Annotated in this window: 13 protein-coding genes; 2 read left to right on the forward strand and 11 right to left on the reverse strand. The window is 52.9% G+C overall.

Features of this window, described 5'->3' with window-relative positions; genetic code table 11:
* Positions 1–17: 17 nt before the first annotated feature.
* On the reverse strand, positions 18–797 hold the full coding sequence (locus tag HP435_RS22535) for a helix-turn-helix domain-containing protein (RefSeq protein ID WP_173597629.1): 780 nt from the start codon (positions 795–797) through the stop codon (positions 18–20).
* Positions 798–948: 151 nt separating this feature from the next.
* Positions 949–1,803 (reverse strand): LysR family transcriptional regulator, encoded by an 855-nt coding sequence (locus HP435_RS22540; RefSeq protein WP_122964641.1) that lies wholly within the window; start codon positions 1,801–1,803, stop codon positions 949–951.
* 135 nt (positions 1,804–1,938) lie between these two features.
* Between HP435_RS22540 and HP435_RS22545 the strand changes: the two genes are divergently transcribed.
* A complete protein-coding gene (locus HP435_RS22545; protein ID WP_173599237.1) occupies positions 1,939–2,910 on the forward strand; it encodes a DMT family transporter in 972 nt (323 codons plus the stop codon).
* 117 nt (positions 2,911–3,027) lie between these two features.
* Here the strand turns inward: HP435_RS22545 and HP435_RS22550 are convergent, their stop codons facing one another.
* The 7 genes from HP435_RS22550 to HP435_RS22580 form a co-directional block, all read right to left on the reverse strand.
* Positions 3,028–4,380 carry a penicillin-binding transpeptidase domain-containing protein gene (locus HP435_RS22550; protein ID WP_173599238.1) on the reverse strand — a complete coding sequence of 451 codons (1,353 nt, stop codon included), beginning with the start codon at positions 4,378–4,380 and terminating at the stop codon, positions 3,028–3,030.
* The gene (locus HP435_RS22555) at positions 4,364–4,894 is read right to left on the reverse strand and encodes an RNA polymerase sigma factor (RefSeq protein ID WP_122964638.1); all 531 of its coding nucleotides are present in this window, start codon (positions 4,892–4,894) and stop codon (positions 4,364–4,366) included. Before HP435_RS22555 ends, HP435_RS22550 begins: the two co-directional genes overlap by 17 nt.
* 133 nt (positions 4,895–5,027) lie before the next feature.
* The gene (locus HP435_RS22560) at positions 5,028–5,543 is read right to left on the reverse strand and encodes an SRPBCC domain-containing protein (RefSeq protein WP_122964637.1); all 516 of its coding nucleotides are present in this window, start codon (positions 5,541–5,543) and stop codon (positions 5,028–5,030) included.
* A 2-nt stretch (positions 5,544–5,545) separates the two neighbouring features.
* Positions 5,546–5,917, reverse strand: coding sequence for an ArsR/SmtB family transcription factor (locus tag HP435_RS22565; RefSeq protein WP_122964636.1), 372 nt, complete (start codon positions 5,915–5,917; stop codon positions 5,546–5,548).
* Between the two features lie 223 nt (positions 5,918–6,140).
* Positions 6,141–7,088 (reverse strand): ABC transporter substrate-binding protein, encoded by a 948-nt coding sequence (locus tag HP435_RS22570; RefSeq protein WP_122964635.1) that lies wholly within the window; start codon positions 7,086–7,088, stop codon positions 6,141–6,143.
* A gap of 316 nt (positions 7,089–7,404) precedes the next feature.
* Complete coding sequence (locus tag HP435_RS22575; RefSeq protein ID WP_173599239.1) at positions 7,405–8,277, reverse strand: aminoglycoside 6-adenylyltransferase; 873 nt, start codon at positions 8,275–8,277, stop codon at positions 7,405–7,407.
* Positions 8,278–8,457: 180 nt separating this feature from the next.
* Positions 8,458–9,450, reverse strand: a complete 993-nt coding sequence (locus HP435_RS22580; protein WP_122964634.1) for a lipoate--protein ligase — start codon at positions 9,448–9,450, stop codon at positions 8,458–8,460.
* A gap of 330 nt (positions 9,451–9,780) precedes the next feature.
* Between HP435_RS22580 and HP435_RS22585 the strand changes: the two genes are divergently transcribed.
* Complete coding sequence (locus HP435_RS22585) at positions 9,781–11,538, forward strand: methyl-accepting chemotaxis protein (protein WP_173599240.1); 1,758 nt, start codon at positions 9,781–9,783, stop codon at positions 11,536–11,538.
* Positions 11,539–11,552: 14 nt separating this feature from the next.
* On the opposite strand, the gene HP435_RS22590 is transcribed toward HP435_RS22585, so the two are convergent.
* Together HP435_RS22590 and HP435_RS22595 are read right to left on the reverse strand one after the other, a co-directional pair.
* Positions 11,553–13,337 (reverse strand): sensor histidine kinase, encoded by a 1,785-nt coding sequence (locus HP435_RS22590; protein ID WP_122964632.1) that lies wholly within the window; start codon positions 13,335–13,337, stop codon positions 11,553–11,555.
* Entirely contained in the window at positions 13,327–14,049 is a 723-nt protein-coding gene (locus HP435_RS22595) for a response regulator transcription factor (protein WP_122964631.1), read from the reverse strand. The genes HP435_RS22590 and HP435_RS22595 overlap by 11 nt, the downstream gene beginning before the upstream one ends.
* Positions 14,050–14,057 lie beyond the last annotated feature (8 nt).

Consider the following 14,057-nt stretch of genomic DNA (forward strand, 5'->3'; position numbering starts at 1 on the left):
TTTCGATTGCTATGATGTTACTTCGCCACCCGGTTGATGAAATGATCCATCAAGAGCGGCAAGGAAATCAAAATAGGCGGGTCGTCGGGATGAGGCTCGTAGAGGGTAACTTGCTGATGTGGAACGGTATTGTTCGGTGTGACGATGATCGGTTTTTTCGATCGGGTGCGCAACGTGGAATGCGGCAAAAGAAAATCGATCGCCTGCGTGCCCCAATCGACAGAAGTAGCCATCAAATAATACGTGCCAGGCGCGACGCCCGTAAAACAAAAATCGCCAAGGGACGGCAGAAGTGTCCCGTACAAGGGCAGCCCTTCGGGAATCGGCTTGGCAAACAAGCCAATCAAAATGACGCCGTGAAAAGGAGCCGCAGCCGTAACAGTCCCGCTGATCCGCAATTTCGTCTCCGCAAACGACCTCGCCATGCTCCAGTCGGAAAGCAGCTGCAAAGTGCGCAGCTGGTCGTCTGCCCGATGCGCTGACTCGCGGAACTCGCTTGGCGATATGCCCACTTTTTCCGTAAACCGGGTAGAAAACGTCCCGAGGCTTTGCTGCCCGATTTCCAGGCCGATATCGCGGACGCTCATGTTGGTGCGCAACAAAAGATCCTTAGCCTTTTGCAAACGCATCGAGGATACGTAGTACAGCGGTGACAAGCCGATTCTTTCCTTGAAAATGCGCGCAAAATGATACTGGCTGTAGGCGACATGACTGGCCAAACGGGAAAGTGGCAGAGGCTCATCGAGATGTCGATGAATATAAGAAATGACCTCGTCAATTTCGGTGTATCGGTCAATCACAGAAGCTCCACCTTCCTTCCACCTGTCATCGTTTACGAACCGAAACAGAACGCTTGTTCGCCATATAAATTTACCACAATTTTCTCTTATAGAAAAGGACGAATTTCAAAATTTTACATAAAATTATCAGTTTAATCCATAGGTCTCGTTACCCGCTATGTCGTCCGATTTCAGCCAAAAACGATTGCAGCGTGCTGGTCATGGCCGCATCTTTTCGGCGTATGAACATCGTCGTCACATCCCGGTATGGCTTTGGCACCGGATGCATATGGATTTGCCCGCTTTCCGCGAGCTGCCGTACCGCCGACTTGGGCAAGATCGTCATGCCGATGCCTGCTGTGACACCTCCGATGATCGTCTCATACGTCCCGAACTCCATCACTTTTCTGGGAATCACCCCTTCCAGCTTCATCCAGCCCTCCAGCCTCTCCCGAAACCCGCAACCTTTGTTGTATAAAAGCAGCGCCTTCCCTGGCATGTCATCCATGGTGAAGGAGCTTCCTTTGCTGACCAGCACCAACTCTTCGCTAAACACCTGCATCTGCTCGATCAACGGATGGCTGATCGGACCTGTGACGAACGCCCCGTCCAGCTCCACATCCAGAACCATCCGCAGCAAATGCTCGGTCACGCCTGCCGTAAGCGACAAGTCCACTTGCGGAAAGCGGCTGCAATAGGCAGACAAAAGCTCAGGCAGCCGATTGATTGTCTCCACCATCCCGATGGACAGCACACCGGAAGGCTCCGAGCTTTGATGAAAAAATCGGTGCATGTCATCCAGCTTCGTCAAAATATCGCGCGAATATTCCAGCAATCTTCGTCCTTCTGTATTTAATGTCATTCCCCGCTTGTGCCGGTAAAACAGCGGCGTTCCCAGCTCTTTTTCCAACAGCTTGATTCTGGCCGTCACATTGGACTGCACATAGCTCAACTCCGCTGCGGCCTTGCTCACGCTGCCCAGTGTCGCTACCATGTGAAAAATTTTTAAATCGTTCAGCTCCACCCTTGCTCTCTCCCCATCTGTTTCCCGTATCCATCATTGAAAATGATATATCCCTTGATTATCAATCATTATACTAACAGATTTTCATCCCGTATGATGTGGAAGATGCTTCAGATGGAAAGGAAGAGTTTTCACATGAACAACAAGTCACTCCTTGCAGGAACCGTGTTATGCGCACTTGCCAGCGCGTCGTGGGGAGCGATGTTTCCCGTCGCCCATATCGCCCTGCAAAAAATCGATCCGGTTACGTTCGCGTTTTTGCGCTATTTATTGGTCAGTGTTCTGTTATGCGGCTTGCTTTTGGCAAAAGAAGGACGGTCCGCCTTTCGTCTGGAGGGGCGCGGCGGCGCGTTGACCTTCTTCGGCACGATGGCTTTTACGGTGTACAACATGGGTGTTTTTATGGGGCAAAAGCTGATGGGAGAGACGGGAACGATTGCGGCGGCGATCATGGAAGTGCTGATGCCGATGATCTCCATCGTCCTGATCTCGCTCAAGACGAAAAAGCTGCCGCCTGCTTACAGCGTCACCAGCATCGCGATTGCTCTCGCCGGAGCGCTTTTGGTCATCACAAACGGAAGCCTCGCATTTTTCATCACGGCAAGCGAGCAAATTTTCCCGCTGCTGCTCATCTTCGCAGGCGTTGTCGGGTGGGTCGTCTACTCTATGGGCGGCGCACGCTTCGTTGGCTGGTCGACGCTGCGCTACTCGACCTTGACGTGTCTCTTGGGTACGTGCGTTTCTTTTGGCGTGATTGCGGCCGCCATTTTGTTGCAGTGGATGCCCGCGCCGAGCTGGGAAAGCGTGGTTGCGATCAAATATGAGATGGCCTTTATGGTGCTTTTGCCGGGACTGGTTGCCCTGTTAAGCTGGAACGAAGGAATCAAACGGCTTACTCCGCTCAATGGAATCTTGTTCATCAATCTCGTCCCGATCACAACGTTCGCCTTGATGGCGATGCAAGGCTATGAAATCAGCATGTTCGAGTTTTACGGCACTTTGCTCGTCATTTTTGCCCTGATCCGCAACAACCATTTTCAGCGCAAACAGCTCGGATATCGGAAAAAACAGCAAAAGGCGAACCGTGCCAGGGTGCCGAGTGTCTGATTGCCGTTTCCAGCCTCAAACGAACTTGCCGGAAACAAAAAAGGATTCGCGGGAGCATGCCGTGTTCCTCACGAATCCTTTTTCAGATTGCACCCGCTGGCTAGTCATTGTCGCTGTTCATCGCTTTTGCAATTGCTGCACATGCTGCAAGCTGTTGCTCAACACCTCCTGAAAGGGCGGAGCTACGACTTTTTTCCAGCCAACTACAGGTAACTCGCTTTGCGGTTCATCGATTGCTACATACACCAAAACTTTTGGCTGATCACTCGGCGCGAATCCGATCACTGAGACGATATGCTTTCCGGCGAGTGCATTCCCTTTCGAGTCGGTTTTCTCGATCACACTGTGCTTCGCTGCCACCGTGACATTCGGCAAGCCAAGTCCGATTCCTGAGCCACGCGCGCTTGTGACCACCGATTCCAGCATGTCGCGTACCTTCCGGGCGGTTTCTTCCGAGACAACCTGCCGAACCATGTACCGATTGTGTTCGTCCGTACCTGCCTGCTTGTACAGATGCGGCTGCATCAGCTTTCCGCCATTGGCGATGGCCCCCACAGCTGCCATCTGTTGAAGCGGAGTTGCCGCACCGCCCAGCCCCGTTGCCGCCAATGCCGCCTGCCTTGGTTCGTCCATATTCGGCAGCTTCCCCGCCTCTTCGTTCGCTGCCTCCACCCCTGTTTCGCGTCCGAAACCGAACCGTTCGAAGTATTCTCGCAACGTATCCCCGTGCAAACGTTCGTGGACGAGCTTGGCAAATGCTACGTTGGATGAGCGCAGAAATCCTTCCAGAAACGTGATCTTCCCCCAGCCGATACCGTTGTTGAAATCTTTGATCGGTTCGCCGGGAACCCCTTTGTATGTACCGGACTCGTATATCTCCCGAGGGTCGAACTTCCCCTCTTGAATCGCTGCCGCCAGTGTCACGATCTGATAGGCTGCACCAGGATTAGGCTGCGCTTTTCCTGCGGCGGCAAAACGTTCCGCATCGTCCGTCGCTCCGTTTTTGCTTCGGCTGCCGATCGCCAAAATCTCGCCTGTGCCCGGATCGGAGACAATCACCGTCATTCGCTCCGGATGAACAGCGTCAAATGTCTTCGCGATTGTTTGCTCTATCGAAGTCTGGATTTGCGCATCAATCGTCAGCACAGCAGCTTCTTTCCCTGCTTCTGCTGGCTGCCCGTTGACGTCTGCCCTTGCTGCCTGCGTGCTCTGGCCGCCTGAATGAGCAGGCGCCAGGGAGGATGGGGATGGCAAAAACGGCGAAACGAACCACAGCATGCCCAATAATGCGGCTACGCCTCCGCCTCCGATGACGTAGCGATACGCAGCACGACCCCTCCGCTTTTTGAGCAGCTCTTTTTCACGTCGCAGCTGCTGGATCACCTCGCGTTGCTTTTCCTCCTCCATCCTGAGCGTCGGAAAAGATTGCAGCAGACTGCTAACCTGTTTTTCTTCAAAAGATGGCGTCATGCAGATGAACCTCCTTGCCGCTATTGGACATGCGTTTTTGCAGGGCTTTGACTGCCCGGTGCAGCGTGGTGCTGACTTTTGCTTCGCTCCATCCCAAAATTTCGGCTGTCTCTTCCGTCGATATGCCTTCGATCAGGCGCAAGATCAAAACTTCCCGATACGTTCTTTTGAGCTGGTTCATCGTGTGGTAAACCTCTTGCAACTGCTCTTTCAGCACTAAGGCATTTTCGGGCGAGCGCTCTTTGGAGCGGAGAAATCCAAGGACCGTCTCCGGGAACCAGTCGATCATTTTTTGCTTGCGGCTATGGTCAATCGCTGCGTGACGCGCGATGGACAGCAGCCACGTCCGCGGTTGCGCCCTGCCCTCGTAACCGGATAAAGCCTTGAGCGCCTTCGTGAACACTTCCTGAACCAAATCTTCCACATCTCTTCTTCCCGTAAAATACGCCAGATACTGGTACACATCGTTGCCGTATCGGAGAAACCATTGCTCGATTCTGTCATCCGGCTCCATTGCTTCGCTCCTTTGTTACAGCTTTGTATTGGATTAGACGAAAAAATCCGATTTGCTTACAGTTTTTGTCCAAAAAATGTTCGGGAATAAAAAAACAGGCCGCCAGCTTCGCAGCCAGGCGACCTTTGTGTGCTTATTTTAGCTCGTTCAGGCGCTCTTCCAGGCGATCCCACGTTTCGGTGATGCCTTGCAGCATGCCCATGTCCATAACGGTTTTGAGCGCCTCTGCCGACACGTACTCGGCGCGGTTGACCAGCTTCGTCCGCCCTTCCTGGTCAATAAATTCCAGCGTGACTCTGGTCGATGGCATCTCCGCATTCGCATTTCCTTCGGCGTCCGAGAAATAGTCGGTGTACACAATCCGGTTCGGCTCGTCGATTTCCTCGTACACGCCTTTGCCCCACGATTCCATGCCGTAAAACTCGCCCTGATTTTGGTCGACACATTTCATGCAGTAGTGCCACACGCCTTCCGGACGAAAATCGATATGACAAACCGGAACTTCCCAGCCTCTTGGCCCCCACCAGCGTTTCAGGTGCTCTGGCTCTTTAAACATTTGGAACACAAGCTCGCGCGGCGCGTCGAAAATACGCTCCAGCACCAGGACACGCTCACCCTCAACTCGCGAAACGATTGCATTTCTGGACATGGTTATTCCTCCTTGTTTTCGTGCATTTGTTCAGGACGATTTTGGCCCTGCAATTCCCGCAAGTAATCCTCTAGGTTGTCGTACCTTTCCTCCATGACTCGCTGGAACGATTTCACCCAGGCATCAAGCGCTTGAAATGGCTCTGGCCGGAGTCTGTAGATTCGACGGTTGGCTTCGGCCTTTACTTCCACGATGCCGTTTTCGCTGAGTACCTTCAGATGCTTGGAAGCCTGGGGCTGACGCAACCCGAGCCGCTCGGCGATTTCGCCTACAGTTAGCGGACCTTCGCGCAAAAGCTCCACGATATTCAGTCGATTCGGCTCAGCCAAAGCGCCAAGCGTCGTCATGCCCATGTCCGGAATGTCCCCTGACATGTTGTTCACCTCATTACGTGATGACCTCCAGATTGCCGTCTCCTATCTCATCATTGTGGTCATCTTTCTGTTATCCTAAATATACACAAAAAGGAATATTCCTTCAAGAGAATGTTTCAAAAAATGAAAAAGACCGGAAAAAAATTCGTTTTTCTCCGGCCTTGCTTGCTGTCACGCTTGCGTTCCCGACAGCCCGATCCTTTTTCCAGCTCAGCTTGTACGCTTATTGCTTTTTCAGCAACATGCCGCCAATCTCGTCGAGCAGCATTTCCTTGCCGAGCGGGCCAAACGCTTTTGTATTGAATGTTTCGTTCGTTACTTCATAGAGATGGTTTTGTTGAACGGCCTTGTTGCTTTTCCACACCGGGCTCTTTTTCAGCTCCGCGTAAACTTCATCCGCCTTGCCGCCAAAATTGACGAGGAACAGATGGTCAGGCTGGAACTTCGTCAGCCCTTCCAGCTCGATCATTTCCATCGTTTTATCGGCAGGTGTGCCTTCTGCCGGCTTCAGTCCGAGATCGGTGAACAAAATATCGGCATATCCGTAGTTGCCGTACACGCGGAACAGCTTCGGCGTTACAGCCAGGAACATAAAGGACTGATCGCCGTAAGCTTGCTTGAGCTGCTCACGCATTCCTTTCGTCTTCTCGTCGTAGCCAGCCAGCCATTTGTTCACGTCTTCTTCTTGTCCGAACAAGCGACCGATTTCCTTGAACTTGTCGCGCCATTTGTCCATGTCAGTTTCCAGCACGACGGTCGGCGCGATTTTCGCCATTTGCTCGTACAGCTTTTGCTGACGGTTGTTCATGATGATCAAGTCTGGCTTCGCTTCGATCACTGCCTCCATATTGATCGAGTCATCCCACATCCAGCCGACAGGTTTGACGTCTGGCAGCTTGTCCGTCAGGTGGGACATGACTTTTGTTTTGTATGTATTGGCCGTAGCAATCGGCTTGTGCCCCAAAATCAGCAGCTCCTCGGCTGCTCCCGATACGTCGGCAATCCGTTTTGGCTCTGCCGGAATCGTCACTTCCCCCATCAGATGCTTGACTACGCGCGTCGCAGGCTTCTTGTCCGCCTCCGGTGCCGTTTGGTTGCTTCCACAACCGGCAAAAACAGCTGTGACTGCTGCAATCAAGCAGGCCAGTACGATTCGTGTTCCTTTTTTCATACGCTCTTTTCTCCTTGCCACTTGGTGTTTTGTGTGAAACAGTTTTCTGATAATAATTCTCATTATCAGCGACAGAGTAGATAATCACATATTCGTACGCTTATGTCAATGGTTTTTATTTATGTCGTGAATATAAAAAAGGCTGTCCCATTGTCTTTCGACTTTGGGAACAGCCTCTTTTTCCTTTCAAAAAGCCACTCTATGCGGTACGAGCTTGCGCTTTTCGCCCTGGCTCAGCGCACGTTTGGCGGTCAAACCTGGACAGCACCTGTCAGGCGTTTCGCCGTCTTTTCATGCGTGGCGATGGTGATCGCGGTCAAAAAATTTGTTTGGCATCAGGAGCAAGCTGTGAAACACGATGCAAGTAGCTCGTCACGCGCTCGTCATCGTCGTGCGGGTACTCGTAGCCGAAAGCGTCTGCTACCTCCCCCGCGACTTCGCGGAACAGCTCGCCCATCGCGAACAGTGCCGTCCAGACGCCTTCGTAGCTGCCGCCCGGATAAGTGGACAAAAGCTTTTGCCAGCGTTCGGCAGACAAGTGTGCTTCCAAATATTTGCCGCTCTTCCCGATGCTCACGGAAAAATCGGTTTGAATGCCCACCCGCCACTCGATCATTTTCAGCAACATCGGTCGCACGTACCGATCCAGATGCTCGATGGCAAACAAAATTTCTTTTCGCCACAAGCCTTTTGCCACATACGTCGACACCCACCAAAACTCGTTGCAGCAGTCGCGGAAGAATGCGGCAGAAGGGCGTTTCACCCAGTAGTCTTCATCCGTCGGCGCAGGTACGTGCGGCAAGCATTGGTCCTTGTCGAGCAGCACGACCAATAGCTTGTCCTCCTGGCAATAGGCGTCCTTTTCCTCAAGCGGGATCAAGGTCAAGTCGATCCGGTTCCCGTCGGCAAACAGCATCAGGTAGGAAAAACGCTCGCCCAGCTCTGGCGGAAACATGCTCATCGCTTCCGGGGTTTGCAAAATGATTCTCTCGCCGAATCGATCAATCCATGCCGGTTCGTCGAGAAACGACTGCATATCGGTGACGAGAAAGCTGATGTCGTAATCTTGAAACATGTCCTTGGGAGCGCGCGGATTGGTCCGCGAGCCTTCCAGTGTCACTGCGCGAATCCGTTCGTCTGCCCGCGCAAAATCGAGTACCAGCGCCATCATTTCACGTTCTGTTCTCATCGTCTGCAACCACCCTTTTTGCGTGACAACTGCCTCGCCATTTTCCTCCATGCGGATGCGAATACAGCCGCTTGCGGTCGGTCGGCGAAACCGTCACGTCCGATTTGTTTTTTGACTTGCCTTCCGCAAAAAACAAAGTCTGGCGGGCGGGCCGCGAATCTGAGTGAGACGATGAGCGTGTTACACGATCAACAGCGACACGAACGACTCCCGGTCGAGATTGCCGAAAAACTCCTGCAAGTTGACCAGAGCGATCCGCTCCGTGACAGATGGACGGTCGTACGGCGTGTCGCGCAGCAGCGCTTCCAGCTCCGCCACGTCTCTCACGCCGAAGAAATCGCCGTATATTTTGGCGTCCTTGATTTTTCCTTTTTCGATATCCAGTTGCACTTCGATGCTGCCGACGTTTTCGAATCGCTTGGATTGGCGATAGTTGCTCTTCGGCGATTTGCCGTAGTTCCAGTCCCAGCTTTGGTAGCGGGCTTTGGACAGCTCGTGAATCTTGTCCCAGTCTTCGGCGGTCAGCTTGTATTCTTCCACTTCTCCCTCTCCGAAAATCGAGTGGAGAATCGCCAGGCGAAACTCTGCAATCGTCATGCTTTCCGGCAAAAATTCCGAGATATTCGCAACCCGGCTGCGGATCGATTTGATCCCTTTGGACTGGATTTTCTCGGCGTTTACTTTCAGTGCCGAGACGACGTTTTCCATTTCCGAATCAAACAAGAGAGTACCGTGGCTGAACATCCGGCCTTTGGTCGAATACTGCGCATTGCCAGAAATTTTCCGCTCTCCAACCTGGATGTCGTTGCGCCCGGTCAGTTCGGCTTCGACGCCGAGCTTTTTCAGCGCCTGCACAACCGGCTCGGTAAATTTGCGGAAGTTGTGAAACGATTGGCCGTCATCGTTCGTGATGAAGCTGAAGTTCAGGTTGCCGAGGTCGTGGTAGACGGCCCCGCCGCCAGACAGCCTGCGCACGACGTGGATATGGTTCTCCTCCACATAGGCAGAGTTGATCTCTTCAATCGTATTCTGGTTTTTTCCGATGATGATCGATGGTTCGTTTATGTAAAACAGCAAATAGTCGTCACTTGCAGGCAAATTTTTCAATGCGTATTCCTCAATAGCCAGATTCATGCGAGGGTCCGTAATTCCCTGGTTATCTATGAATTTCATCACGCTGCCTCCATCCCGATTGGATTTACATCCTTTCTATCATACCATGAGTCGCTGGCAAACACCGCAGTTGCCTTCCCTATCATTTCCAGAAGCTGCAATCCTTTCAACGCCAGACCCAAAACGTTCCAAAAACTTTTGGAAAATACGCCAGAACAGACTAAAACAGTGCTTTACTTCTGTCGATAAAAGTCATAAGCATCGTAGTAAAACTCCAGATGGATCGGTTTCCCCTGCTGTGAATCCACAACAAAAAAGCGTCAGCCTGTGGTGATCATCTTGGTGTTTCCTTCATGTCCGAAATCTTTTGAAGCAGCGAGGTGTTCATTTATGAAAGCAGCCAAGCAAGCCAAGTTCGTTTCCTTGCGCACGAAGCTCGTGATGATGTGTTTGCTGTTACTGGCAATCCCTAGCTTAGTCATCGGTTTTCAAGGCTACAATTCCGCCAGCGCCGGAATGAGCGACTTGGGTTCGCGCATCCTGAAAAACAACGTGCATTTGACGATCGAAATGATCGACGCCCTGCAAAAACAGGTCGATGCCGGCAAACTCAGCAAAGAAGATGCGCAAGAGCAAGTAAAGGAGCATATTCTTGGCCCCAGGCAAGCGGACGGCAAACGCCCCATCAACCCCAATATTGATTCCGGTGCAAGCGGCTACATGTTCGTAGTCGATCAACAAGGAATCATGCTCGCCTCTCCTTCCATCGAAGGGCAAAACCAATGGGACAAAAAAGGTCCTGACGGCGTGTACTTTACCCAGGAAATAATCAAGCAGGGCTTGAATGGCGGCGGGTTTACGTACTACCAGTGGACCAAGCCAAACGAACCTGATGTGATGTATCCGAAAGTAGCCTACTCCAAAGCTGATCCGCACTGGGGCTGGATCGTAAGCGCGAGCAGCTACATGGAAGACTTTGACGGTCCCGCCAACAAAGTATTGTACGATCTTTTGATTACCCTCGGCATTTTCCTGCTAATCGGCTTCGCAGTTTCCTGGATTTATTCCGGTCATATTTCCAAACCGATTGTGCAAATGGCAACGCGAGCAAAACAAGTAGCAGAAGGCGACCTTACCGGAGAAAAAATCGAGATCAAAAACCGGGATGAACTCGGTCAGTTGGCTGATGACTTCGCACTCATGACCGACAATTTGCGCCAGTTGATTTCGCGTGTGCGCCTCGGCTCGGAGCAAGTCGCTTCCACCTCTGAACAGTTGACCGCAAGCGCGGAGCAGACGAGCAGAGCCACCGAGCAAATCGCCGTCACCATGCAGGATATGGCGGTAGGAACAGAAGACCAGGCGAAAACGGTCGATGCCACATCCGAAACGATCAATGAAATGTCGGCTCGGATGCAAGACATTGTAGACAATACCGAGTTGGCGACGCGCACTGTAGAGACAGCCGCCAAAACCGTAACCAGCGGAAACCAGGCGATTGAGACTGCTATCGCGCAGATGAACTCGATCAGCACCACCGTAAGCGGCTTGGCCGAATCGATCAAGCTGCTCGGCGACCGTTCAGCCGAGATCAGCAAAATCGTCGAAGTGATCACTTCCATCGCGGAGCAAACCAACCTGCTCGCATTGAATGCGGCTATTGAGGCTGCGCGTGCGGGTGAACACGGACGCGGCTTTGCCGTCGTCGCCAATGAAGTGCGGATTCTCGCGGAGCAGTCTGCCAAGTCGACCCAGCAGATCAAAGATTTGATCGCTGCCATTCAGATCGACACGAACAGCGCCGTTCTGGCGATGGAATCGACGACTTCCGAAGTGTCGGCCGGAATCGAAGTGGTGAATGACGCAGGCAAAGCGTTCCACGGCATTTTGTCCGGTACGCAAGAAGTCGCCAGTCAAATCCAGGAAGTGTCCAACGCGACCCATCTCATGTCGGAAGGCTCTGCGCAAGTCGTGTATGCCATCGAAACCATCGCCAAAACAGCAGAATCGACCGCGTTTGGCACGCAAAACGTTTCCGCCGCTGCCGAAGAACAGCTTGCCTCGATGGAAGAAATCTCTTCCTCTGCTGCTGCCCTGTCCGAGATGGCGGAAGAATTGCAGGATTTGGTCAAACAGTTCAAAGTTTAGTTTTATGCTTACGTTCAGCCGCCAGCTTGTTTTTCCAGGCTTGGCGGTTGCGTTGTTTTCCAGGTGATAGCAATGACAGTTCCTTGCCCTTTGGCAGTCTCGACCTCAATCGAGCCGCCCAACGCTTCCACCAACGCTTTCGTGACGGCCATGCCGAGGCCCGAGCCCTCTCCACGGGTTTCGGTATCCGTACCGCGGAAGTACCTCTCGAACAAGCGCTCCGCCGTTTCCTCGTCCATTCCTTTTCCATTGTCGGCAAAAGTCAGCTGAACCGTGGACGATCCGCTTTTACGAAACCCGATTGTGACAGTCGTGCCCGCTTCGTTATGCAGCAAGGCGTTGGCGACCAGATTTTCCACAATTCGCTGAAACCAAGGCTTGTACACATAGATGTATATCGCCGTCTGATCCGCTGCATTAAAACGGATCGCGCCCGCCGCGTACGCAGGATGGTTCGCTACTTCCCTGACTACCTCTCCCGTGTAGCTGTTCAACTCCACAAGCTCGACAGCCGGAGCTTCTTGTCCGTTTCGCAATCGATACGTAAGCGTCAAGTCATTGATCAACTCATCGAGGTAAGCGGACTTGTCCAAAATGATTTCCGCAAACGAACGCGTCTCCTCTGCACTCCAGTTGTACGCCTCATTTCCCAGCAAGTGCGCGTACCCTTTGATCGAGGACAGCGGCGTTTTCAAATCGTGGGATACTCCGGCGATCCATTCGTCGCGGATGCGCTCGGTTTCCTCCCTCAGCTTCTCGTTGCGGTGCAGCGATTGCGACAAGGAATCCAGCGAATCCATGACGTCCTGATACACGCGGTAGTTGCGCTTTCGCCGTCCGCGCTTGTCCATGCTTCGCGCCATTCCGTTTGCGCCCGCAGGCTCGGCATAGCGCCCCCTGCGCAGGTGGGTCAGCCATTTCATCATGTGGACGATCGGGGCGCCAAAGCGTTGTCCCAGCCAGTACGCCACAACCAGAATGACCAGCATCGAGCCAGCCAAAAGCGAGCCTAAGCCAACGAGCAAAACTTGAATCTCCGGTTCCAGCAGCGGCTTTTGCCCAGGCTTCATGCCTGCAAGCGGGGTGCTCAACACCCACGTTTGCCGCTTTTCCTTGTCGTAGTAGGAAACGAGCTTCGTTCCGTACCGATCCGGATACACGGAGCGCAAAGCCAACTCTTGCAGCGAAAAGTCGTGAATCGCTTCCGGCGGCTTGTTGAAAGAAGCCAGCTCGTTGCCTTTTTCATCGAGCAATTGCAGCCAGGCGCCCTCGCTTCTCACTCTGTCCGCCAAGTCGGCATCAACTGCAATCTCGGCGCCTGTCACCGTAGAACTGTCGATGAGCAGCTTTAAAAACTGTTCCTGCTTTTTGCCTACTCCGTACACCAGCGTGTGCCGGACGCCATCTTTCTCCTGTATCCACAAAAACAGCTGGTACGGAAACGGACTTTTTCCCAGCCAATAAGCGGTAAGCTCTCCCGGCCCATACGCGTGCGGCACGTCATCGGGCGTGAAAAACGAATCGGTGACTTTTCCCGATTCATCTAGGCGTTGCAGCCAGCCCCCGCTCTCGCGAATCAGCTCCAGCAGTTGCGGATCAAAGTAAAGCTGCCCGTCGCGTGATTCAAGCGTTTGAATCAACTGGTACAGCCCGGCATTTTCAAACTGGCGGTTCGCTTCAATCTGCGTCATGCGATCGATGATCCAGAAAAGCGCCACGCCACCCAGGATCGATAGCAACAACCCGACAATCACCAGCCAGGAGATCAGCCGGATCGCCAGCCGATTTTTAAAGTTCATGCGGCAGCCCTTTCTTCACCAGCTTGTAGCCCAGCCCGCGCACGTTCACCAAATATTCCGGTTGCGCCGGATCAGGCTCGATTCGCTCGCGAATCCGATGAATGTGCACCATGATCGTATTGTCGTCGCGGATGCTGTGTTCTCCCCACACCCGCTCATACAGCTCACTTTTGGCAAAAATGCGATTCGGATTTTTGCACAGAAACAACAGCAACTGAAACACGAGCGATGGGCACGCGACCAGCTTGCCTTCCACATACAGCTCTCCGGCGATTTCGTGCACCTGGAAGCGTCCGAAATCAAAAACGCCGTTGACCGCGCTGGCATCCACAGGCTGCAATTTGCGCGAACGGCGCAGCAACGCCCGAATGCGGGCGACAATTTCCATCGGGTTAAACGGCTTCGTCACATAATCGTCTCCGCCCACGGCAAAGCCCGTCAGCTTGTCGAAGTCCGTATTTCTCGCACTCAAAAACAAGATCGGCGCTTCCGTCAGTCTGCGGATGAACGGACATGCGTCGATTCCGCTCATCTGCGGGAGCGTCACGTCAAGGACGATCAGGTCGTAGGCTTTTTTCTCGCAAGCAGCCAGTGCCTCTTCCGCTGTTTTGGCCTTGTCGATCGTTTCGAATCCTTCTTTGCGCAGCACCGTCTCCAGCAACTGGAGGATCGCCTGCTCGTCGTCCACAAGAAGAATAGCGGCATCCTTCACCTTGCATC

This window comes from Brevibacillus sp. HD3.3A (assembly GCF_013284375.2).
Taxonomy (GTDB): Bacteria; Bacillota; Bacilli; order Brevibacillales; family Brevibacillaceae; genus Brevibacillus; species Brevibacillus parabrevis.

Excerpts from the sequence above, each read along its gene's own strand:
- HP435_RS22580 (WP_122964634.1), bottom strand. The coding sequence starts at position 9,450 with ATGAAATTCATAGATAACCAGGGAATTACGGACCCTCGCATGAATCTG.
- HP435_RS22575 (WP_173599239.1), bottom strand. The coding sequence starts at position 8,277 with ATGAGAACAGAACGTGAAATGATGGCGCTGGTACTCGATTTTGCGCGG.
- HP435_RS22560 (WP_122964637.1), bottom strand. The coding sequence starts at position 5,543 with ATGTCCAGAAATGCAATCGTTTCGCGAGTTGAGGGTGAGCGTGTCCTG.
- HP435_RS22545 (WP_173599237.1), top strand. The coding sequence starts at position 1,939 with ATGAACAACAAGTCACTCCTTGCAGGAACCGTGTTATGCGCACTTGCC.
- HP435_RS22555 (WP_122964638.1), bottom strand. The coding sequence starts at position 4,894 with ATGGAGCCGGATGACAGAATCGAGCAATGGTTTCTCCGATACGGCAAC.
- HP435_RS22565 (WP_122964636.1), bottom strand. The coding sequence starts at position 5,917 with ATGTCAGGGGACATTCCGGACATGGGCATGACGACGCTTGGCGCTTTG.
- HP435_RS22590 (WP_122964632.1), bottom strand. The coding sequence starts at position 13,337 with ATGAACTTTAAAAATCGGCTGGCGATCCGGCTGATCTCCTGGCTGGTG.
- HP435_RS22550 (WP_173599238.1), bottom strand. The coding sequence starts at position 4,380 with ATGACGCCATCTTTTGAAGAAAAACAGGTTAGCAGTCTGCTGCAATCT.
- HP435_RS22585 (WP_173599240.1), top strand. The coding sequence starts at position 9,781 with ATGAAAGCAGCCAAGCAAGCCAAGTTCGTTTCCTTGCGCACGAAGCTC.
- HP435_RS22570 (WP_122964635.1), bottom strand. The coding sequence starts at position 7,088 with ATGAAAAAAGGAACACGAATCGTACTGGCCTGCTTGATTGCAGCAGTC.